General features: G+C 46.1%; 6 protein-coding genes and 2 pseudogenes. All 8 read left to right on the top strand.

Features of this window, described 5'->3' with window-relative positions; all coding sequences use genetic code 11:
* Positions 1-738, top strand: a pseudogene (locus tag C510_RS17560) (DUF3868 domain-containing protein); the annotation flags it as partial.
* Positions 739-790: 52 nt separating this feature from the next.
* Positions 791-2,113, top strand: a complete 1,323-nt coding sequence (locus C510_RS0115660) for an Mfa1 family fimbria major subunit (RefSeq protein WP_018712212.1) — start codon at positions 791-793, stop codon at positions 2,111-2,113.
* 89 nt (positions 2,114-2,202) lie between these two features.
* Entirely contained in the window at positions 2,203-3,411 is a 1,209-nt protein-coding gene (locus C510_RS0115655; RefSeq protein ID WP_018712211.1) for a FimB/Mfa2 family fimbrial subunit, read from the top strand.
* 32 nt (positions 3,412-3,443) lie between these two features.
* Positions 3,444-4,499 (top strand): fimbrial protein, encoded by a 1,056-nt coding sequence (locus tag C510_RS0115650; RefSeq protein ID WP_018712210.1) that lies wholly within the window; start codon positions 3,444-3,446, stop codon positions 4,497-4,499.
* A gap of 21 nt (positions 4,500-4,520) precedes the next feature.
* Positions 4,521-7,937, top strand: a complete 3,417-nt coding sequence (locus tag C510_RS0115645; protein ID WP_018712209.1) for a DUF4906 domain-containing protein — start codon at positions 4,521-4,523, stop codon at positions 7,935-7,937.
* 12 nt (positions 7,938-7,949) lie between these two features.
* Positions 7,950-8,129, top strand: a complete 180-nt coding sequence (locus tag C510_RS17800; protein WP_244870490.1) for a DUF5106 domain-containing protein — start codon at positions 7,950-7,952, stop codon at positions 8,127-8,129.
* Positions 8,130-8,897, top strand: coding sequence for a DUF5106 domain-containing protein (locus C510_RS16760; protein ID WP_342341886.1), 768 nt, complete (start codon positions 8,130-8,132; stop codon positions 8,895-8,897).
* Positions 8,898-8,924: 27 nt separating this feature from the next.
* A pseudogene (locus tag C510_RS16755) lies at positions 8,925-9,505 on the top strand (hypothetical protein); the annotation flags it as partial.

Raw genomic sequence — 9,505 nt, 5'->3', positions numbered from 1 at the left:
TCGCCCGAAGGCTCGATGGCTTATAATGAAAAACTGTCGCAACGTCGTGCGCAGACTTTTGCCGATTACGTGCAGAAGCACAACAAAGACCTGCCGAAGGATCTGTGGCATGTAGCCTGGAAGGGTGAAGACTGGGACGGTTTTGTGGCGCAGGTAGCGCAAGCCGAGGGTTGGCCGGCCCGTGCGAAGGTACAGGAAGCCATTGCCCAGTGTAATGATAACATCGATGCCTGCGAGTGGAAAATCCGTCAGCAGCTTTCTGCCGACGATTACCGCTACCTGATTGACGAACTCTATGCCCCGTTGCGCCGCAACGACTACCGCATCGAGTACACCGTCCGCAACTTCACGCCCGAGGAGGCCCGCCAGATACTGGAGACTCGTCCTGATCTGCTGAGCGCGGCGGAGATGCAGCGCGTGGCCGACAGCTACGGACGTAATACCGACGCTTACCGCAAGGCGCTCGACACCGCCCTGCGTACCTATCCTGATAACGTAGCCTTGCGCTATAACGTTGCTCTGGCTGCGGTGGATGCCGGACGCTACACCAAAGTCATCGCCCTGCTGAAAGACACGCAGGACGGCGCCTCGCTTAACTTACTGGGCGTGGCCCACTACAAGAGCGGTGACAAGCGTCAGGCCGAACAGGCTTTCCGCCGGGCCGTACAGGCAGGATATGCACCGGCAGAAGAAAGTGCCGCCAAAGTAAAGGAGGCGTTGGAACTGTTGGGGAAATAATTCATAGAAGATGCACTTAAAAAACATATTATTCATTTAATCTATTACAAGTATGAAACTGAGCAGGTTATTTTTATTGGCAGTTATGGGGCTAGGCCTCATTGCCTGCACAGAAAATGATTTAGTAGAAGGAGGTGACTCCAATGGAGCACAGAACGAAGATACTACGTATGTGGGATTTACCATTGATTTCAGTAAGACTCAAACAAGAGCAACAACAGAAACAGGGACAGCGGCCGAACAGAAAATCAATAAGGCTTATGTCATCTTGGCCGCAAGTGGTAATATCAGTCAGATTGCTGAAACTCCGAAAGGGACATCCAACAATAAATATGTCCTACAAACGACTCCCGGACCACACGATTTCTATGTTGTAGTGAATCCAACTACAGAACCTACAGTAGGAACATCTATTGATGCTTATTTCAACACCGGAGTTGCAATTGGAGTAGATGAGTTTGCCAATACTACTCCTAATTCTGAAAGCTTCTTGATGGCCAGTGTAAAGAAAGAAACGTTCGATATTGCGGACGGTGTTACAGAAGAAGAAGCATTGGCAGGAACTGATGCTACAGCAAATAACTTTACAATCAATGTAGAGCGTGTGGCTGCCAAGGTTACGATGACTTGTAATAATCTTACGTTGAGCAGTGGTAATAATAACGCAGCTGGAGGAGAAATATCCAAAACTACGTTTAATCTGATGGGTGGAGCAACTATGGCCTATCGTATGGCTCAGAGTACAATAGTTGAAATTCCCAACAATGCTTGGACTTATACCGTAAAGAACGTAGCTGTTGCAACTACAGGTGATCACACTGGTGCTACTCCAGCATATTGTTTGGAAAATATACATGCTGCAAATAGTTATAAACAAAAAAACACTACTTATCTTACGTTGCAAACCACATTCAAACCTACAAACGTAGTGGATTGTGCTGATGACGTCAAACCATTAAAAACAAATACTCTTGCTGCTGGTGCTCCTTTCTATGTGGTACAGACAGGAAGTTTAGCCGGAAATTATCTGATGAAAACAGATTTAGAAAACTATCAAAAACTTGCAGGAAATACAGGTAAGTTGCCTGCGGGTGTAGAATCTATTTCAGCTGAATACGAAGAGGGTGTATGCTGGTTCGGCCCGATTTGGATAAATGAGACGGAAGAAACATCAGATCAATCCACCACAGTAACGACCTCCCCTGTAGTTCGTAATACATGGTACAATCTGAAAATTACAGGTATCACATTACCGGGTGAGCCGAGTGAACCACAAATTGATCCGGAACAACCTCTTACTCCTCCAACCGACGTGGCTATCACTTTGACTGTACAGCCTTGGAATTTTATCGATCGTCCTATTGAACTTCAATAATCCCTAACCACCTGCAGGTAGCCGGACTTCAGATCCGGCCACTTGCAGGTTATATCACCAAACTCTTTAATTTATAAAAGAAAGAAACAATGAACAAGACACATCAGCTATTCCTATTATTTCTCGGACTGCTGCTATCGGCAGGCTGCTTGTCCGGATGTATCAAGGACGACCTGTCGGACTGTCCTACCAATGTGGATCCGGACCCCGATCCAGACCCTGATCCCGATCCAGACCCGACCACCGGAACCCTCCGTCTGGCCTTGACTTATACCATGCACAATACACAGGAAGACGACGGTACATACGTGGACCTCTTCAGTCAGCAGGTACGCAAGGTCGATGTGTTCGTGTTCGACGAGGCCGGTCATTTCGTACAGCAGATTACCGAAGAGGCTGCCCCAAAATTTGCCGAAAACTATACCAAAGAGATTGAATTGCCCGGAGGCAATTACCAGTTTGTGGTGTGGGGAAACCATTACGGGGATGAAACCGACCACAACTACGATGACGAAGCCGACCTTCTGAACGAAGGACGCATGACGCTGACCCAGACCGCCCGAACCACCGAGATTGAGATGCTTACCGACTCCCTGTTCCACGGCTGTACACCGCAACAGGTCACTGTGGTCAACGGCGAAGACCAGGTTGTTCCCATCGACCTGATGAAGAACCGTAACGATGTACGCGTAGTGGTACGTTGGCGCGAGAAAGGCATGACGGAAGGGTATTGCACCCGTCCCGAACATGCGCAGGGCATTACCGCTACCCTGATAGATAACAATACGACGCACGATTTCCTGAACCGTATCGTCGACAAGCAGGAAGTGACCTACCTGCCCGGACATTTCCCCGACTGGTACAATCCTTACTTCCACGGCGAGATGGAAGTCTATCCTACCGAACAGGAACATGTTTACGTGGCCGATTTCTCCGAACTACGTCTGATGAAGGATAACGCCGACGCACGTCTCGTGATACGCAACGTCGAAGGCACCACGGTTTACGACCGTGCCCTGACCGGTCCGAACGGACTCATCACCCTTTTGGACAAATACCAGACCCAGGAAGCCCTCGACCGCGAGGACCGCTACCTCATCGAGCTCCTCTTCGAGTGCGAACATGAGGATGAACCGGATGAACCGGACGATCCGGGAACAGACGAACCGGACGATCCGGGAACTGATGAGCCGGACGATCCGGGAATTGACCCAACACCGGTTCCAGAAGACCCATGGTCGGCCATTACCATCGTTGTCAATGGCTGGACCCTGATTGACAAAGACATTGAATTATAAGCGAAATTGTTTATGCTAAATACCAAGGAATTATGATAAACAAGCATTCTATATATAATTGGCTGTTCTTCCCGTTGCTTGCCTCCCTGCTGGCAGGCAGCGTCGCCAGCTGCATCAACGATCCGGCGATGGAGGAAGACACCTCCGGTAAATCTACGCTTTCCATTACGGTGCGTGGAGTAACAACGACCGTTCCAACAGATGGTGATTATGATGAATATATCAAGACCTTACGTATCATTGGGTTTGATGAAAAAGGTGTGGTCGTATGCAATGAACAACATTCTACTACAGATTTTTTAATAGAAAATGGTGTACTTAATATTACCCAGACCATGGAAGATGCTTTCCAAGGCGGTGTATGTGATTTTTATTTCGTCGCAAATGAGGATGGCTATAACGTACATGATACACAGTCAACAGCCAGAACATTAAGTGCCTTTTTGAGTGCGGAATCATGGACTAAAGATGAATTGATGAATTGTGTCATTGCCTATACTAGAATGGAGCCGGGAGCAACGAACCAACTCCCCATTCTGATGACCACGTCCGTTCGTACAACACTTAGGCCGGGTGAAAACACCATAAACAATATAGAGCTGGTGCGTTGCTTCGCGAAAGTACAGTTGAAGATAATTGATCAAACAAATTCTGCCAAAGTTGGGGATAATCCTGTATTGGAGGTTACCTATCCTAGTTATTATTCTTTATGGGATGAGAGTCAAGATGCGAACTGGACATCAAATGATGCGGAGGTAAATATTGATTTGGTTCTAGGAAAAGGAACTATAGAACAGGACGGTCAATCTTATGTTTTACATACCAGTCAAGAAATCTATTTCCCGGAGAGATTATTCACTACAGAAGACAATAAGGAAACTAATGCACTGAAGTTTTCATTCACCTTGAATGGTGAGTCTTATACAGCAGCAGTCGCAGATGAAACAGGAACAGATTTAGATTTCAATATTCGTCGCAATACCCACTATACGGTGATAGCTACTTTGAAAAAGAAAGAGACTGTAACATTCAATATTTTGGTAAATGCATGGGATGGGAAAACAATGGATGTTCCCGCTTTTGAATAAAACGATGAAGGAGGATACGATATGAATACAAAAAGAATACTACATACATGGTCTGTCGGCCTGTTGTTTGCCGGCGCTATGCTGCTAACCTTTGTTGGCTGTATGGATGATGATTTGGTGAAGAACAATAGTGATGTTGTAGAAGGTGTACCCATTACCGTCAGTCTCAAGCTTTCTGGATCTAATACTTCCAATATCGTGGTTGATACCAAAGCTAGTGGTAGTGATTATTCTTATCTCAATGATTTAGTGATTTTTATATTTGATGATAAAGACGGACAGTTTGAAGATGTGGTAACAAATTATCACGACATTAATACGCTTACTGTAAAATCTAATACAATTGATAATGATACTAAGAATCGCTTGTATAATGTAGAGTTCAAGACAACCAGCGGTAGAAAAAAACTGCTGGCAGTGGCTAATGTTGCAGAAGGTGGTTACTGGGGCAAAGTCATCGATCAATTGACTGTCGCTTATCAAAAACAATATTCTTTTAATCAGGTAAAATCCTTAATTGTTAGTCTTCGCGAAGACCTTATTGACGGTGTACAACCGTTTCATATCACAGCTTCGTCCCAGATGTTCATATCAGGCTGGAATGAGAATGTGGTTTTTGGACCGGACAACAAAGTAACTTATGGAGAATATGGTGATCAAACTAATCAGGTTGTTGTAAAGATGAATCGGGCAATGGCCAACATTACATTTAATATTGCTGCAAATCCCGATCCCGATAAAGCACAAGGCACTTTCACGCCGACCTCCTACCGTGTTTATAACATTCCTACAAAAAGTTATCTTATAAACGATTTGCAAGGCAAAACAGATTATTCCCTGACTAAAGAAGTGGAAGGGGTGACTTATATCAATACAGCCTCTGAAAATATTGGTACGGCACAGGAAGGGAAATATACCTTTGACTTTTACATGCCTGAAAATATTCAGGAAAAAGGAAAGTATATTGATGAATATGCTGACCGTGATAAATGGGAAGTAGAAGAAAGCGGTACAAGTGTAAGCGGAGCTTTGCCTGAAGATAAAAAATGGGCCAATGCCCCCCAAAACAGTACGTTCGTGGTCATAAGTGGCATCTATGAAGGAAAAGCAACAGTAGATAAACAACAGGATCAGGACGTTACTGCAAATGTTGAATATACTATCCATCTGGGAGACTTTGGTAAATCCACAGATCAACGTCGCGACTTTACTGATTTTTCAGTAATGCGCAATTACAGTTATACCTATAATGTTCAGGTACTCGGTGTTAACAATATCATAGTGGAAGCTATAAGTGACAACGGGGAGGAAAAACAGTCAGGCGCCGAAGGCTCCGTTTATGATAGAAGAAACACTGAATACAGCTATAATCTGGATGCTCACTATGAACAGGTATATTTGGAATATAACCTCTCTGATATAGCCAATAGCTTACGGGAGGGATTGGTTGGTCAGGAGCTTGATGATGCTATTGCCAACCAGTTGAATCTCACCATTCAGTCAGAAATGATGAATTATACACACGCATATTTGGATAGTGAACCTTATGCTGTCAGAAACAAGCGCGGTACACTCAGCCCGTATAAAATCTATGCGGATGCAGTGAGAGACAAGAGTGGACAAGACGCTGACGATGCCGCCGCTACAGCTAAATCCAACGTACTTGCAGGTGCCGGTACTGATGCTACTCCAGAAAAGGGCTTTGACTACAAGTGGATCGAGTTCTTGCCGCAGACAGATGAAAATATGATTTCCGCATATCCCGGCATATCGTCTTGGGCTAAGGAAGATCTTACAGGAGAAAAAACGGATGACAATGAAATGAATAATAAAGAATACTATGCCGGTGCGGATGGTGAAACTAATCACGGAAATGGTAATCCTACAAAACTTATAGATGTTTATGATATGATTGTTGAAATGGGCAAGGCCATTAAAGAAATATATACAAGTGAACATAATACACCATCAACAACGCCAGAATTTACGAATTTTAAAATTATAGTTATTCAAAACAGTAATGATTATGTAGCCCGCTTCACGGCCTTCGTCAACGAGTATTACTACCTGCGTCATCCGCTGACAGGAGCAAAGGCAACGTCATGGAGCAGAATGACAAATAAAATGCCTCGTGAAATGATTATCGCCATGAGTACTGAAACATCCGACGACGGAAATAGTTCCTATAGTAAGATTCACTCCTACATTACTCAGCTGGCTATGCAGACGTTCTATAATGACGAATTGTCAAGTATTAATGCTTTTGGTATGGAAACGTATAATGAAACACCGTTGTCAATAGCCTTTGGAACACCAATTTCTACAACTGGTCTAACTGATAATGATGGACGGAAAAATCAAAAGATTTTGATAGAAGCTTCATCTTTGCCTGATTGGTCGAAGTACATTAATCTTTCTTACAATGGTTGGACAGCATCTGTAGGAACTAATCGGACAGAGCATAAGTTGAGTAATGCCTATAAAAATGCTTATTCAGCATGTATGTCGCGTAACCGTGACCTGAACGGCAACGGACAGATTGATGAGAATGAGATACGTTGGTTCTTGCCGTCGCTCAATGAGTATATCCGTATGGGTATTGGTAATAATGGCATTTCTAGTGCAGCCCAATTGTATATGGGTGATAAGACAACGATGAACAAGTCAGTCTATCCAACAAGTTATGTAAACGACGGTGCGCTTTACTATACCAGTAGTGAAGATGCTAAGAGAGTATATTGGGCAATAGAAAAGGGTTCGTATGGCCCTGTAGACCAATGGTCAGGCAGTGGTCCATTTCCTATCCGCTGTATTCGCAATTTACCGGCAACAGATATCTCAAGGATAAATGATGTGGTATCTGATGCTACATATAAGTATTATGAAAACACTTCGCCTGATGTTATAGTGTTTAAAGACCGTCTGGTTTCAAGTCTTTATCGTCAGCGAGCGTCCGGATCGCTGGAAATTCACAATGAAGACGGTGATGCAAACAGTTTCTATTATGGAATTTTTGTGGCAGATAATTTTCTAAGGACAGAAAATCTTGGGCAAGGTTATACATATACTTATACTTTGGGTGACATTATTGGTTATGATGGTACGGTTACTTGGAATGGCGGTCGTTATTCTAATAACGGTACAATGAAAAATCCATGTGCTGGTTATGATCAGGATGGATATACCGATTGGCGTGTTCCTAATCTGGTGGAGTTGTCGGCAATGAATGCGGCCGGTCTTTTAAGTCCTAAACCAGATGGTTATGGTGGTAATGATGTTGCTTGTTGTACGCAGTTTACAAATCAAAGTGTACGTTATGGCTTCGCATTCTCTTCACTGATTTATTGTCCTGGAGGAGAAACGCAACAAATTAATAATCAGGTTTTGATCCGTTGCGTCCGCGACGTTCCTGCTAATTTCACATTCCCGACGAATTAGTTTTTTCGGACGATGAACAGATACGGATTATTGATAGGCCTTATACTGCTTCTTGCCTCCTGCCGTGCCAAACCGGGCAAGGCAGAGGCAAGGGAGTCTGCACCTACGGACTCAACCGTAGTGCAGGCGCGGGTATTCCCTTTCCCCGAAATCCCCGCCACTCTGACGGAGCCGGAAGCTCGCAAAGCCTAGCTGCTCATTCACTATTGGGAGCAGTTCGACTTTGCCGACACCACGCTGGTGAACAACCGCGACGTGACGGAGCAGGGCTTTGTAAACTTCATCGCCCTGTTGCTGGACGGCACTACGCCGGAGGAACTGACGCGTGAGAGCCTGGAGAACTGGTGCGCGGGGTTCGTCGGGAAAGACCACGCCCGCAAGGTATTGACCCAAACGGCGGATGACTACCTCTTCAACCCCAACTCACCTTTCTACAACGAAGGGCTCTACGGAATGTATCTGGAGGTGTTACTCGGCAAGTTGCCACAGACGGATGCGATGCGTTCCGCTTACCGCTTCAAGCTGGAGCTGGTAAGGCGCAATAACGTAGGGGATAAGGCTACGGACTTTACCTATTACCAGCCCGACGGTACACACCGCACACTGGCCACCACACCGGTGAAGAACGATCGTCTGCTGCTGATGTTCTACGACCCCGAGTGTGAGTCGTGCCACGAGGTGCTGCTACAAATGGCAGCCGATACGGCATTGGCCGAAGCCGTACGGGCCGGCAAGTTGAGTGTCCTGGCCGTTTATACCGAAGGCAACAAGGAGACATGGCTAAAAGCCCTGCCCGACATGCCCGAAGGATGGACGGTGGGTACCGACCGCGAGGCGGTGAAGACCGGGGCACTGTACGACCTGAAGGCGATGCCGTCGCTTTACCTGCTGGACGGCAGTAAAACGGTGCTGCTGAAAGACGCAGCCTACGAAAAGATACGTACGACGCTGGCATTTTAAAAACAGGAACCTGATATTTCGGAACTTATGCAAGAATCTCGTTTGTCAATAGAAGACCTTACCCAACTTTCCGCCAGGGAACGTTCCCGTATCCGTCAGCGGTATGCCCTGCACCGCCGGTACGAAACGGCGGTGTCGCTTTATGCCGATACGGATGCCTCTGTACGGGAGATTGCTGCAACGTGTGGAGAGAGTGAACATGCGCTGCGGGCTTATCTGCGCCGCTATTGGCGGGAACTGATGCTTCGCAGGTACGGTATAGAGACAGAAGGGAAGAATGCGCAGGAGGTTCCTTTCTATACGGCGGACGGGCAGAGCTGTCTGGCACACCGGAAGTATAAAGAAGCGGTACAGGCATGCGATTCCATCCGGTACATCGACCTGAACGTATCGCAGGTAGCCCGGAAGTTCGGGGTGAACGCTACGGCTTTGGCCAATTTCATGCGGGTGCATTATTCCGAAGTGCTGAAACGTCGGGAGGAGTACCGCATCAGACTGGGTATCAGTGATAATATCCGGCGGGGAGTGCGTCCGGACTGTCGGGAACAGTATGCCGCGGCGGTGGAACTGTATCGTACTACGGATATGAGTGTGAAAGCTGTGGCGGA

It is taken from the genome of Phocaeicola barnesiae DSM 18169 = JCM 13652 (genome assembly GCF_000374585.1).
Lineage (GTDB): Bacteria > Bacteroidota > Bacteroidia > Bacteroidales > Bacteroidaceae > Phocaeicola > Phocaeicola barnesiae.
Note: the sequence above shows the minus strand (reverse complement) of the source record. Positions and strands in the feature narration are given on the sequence as shown.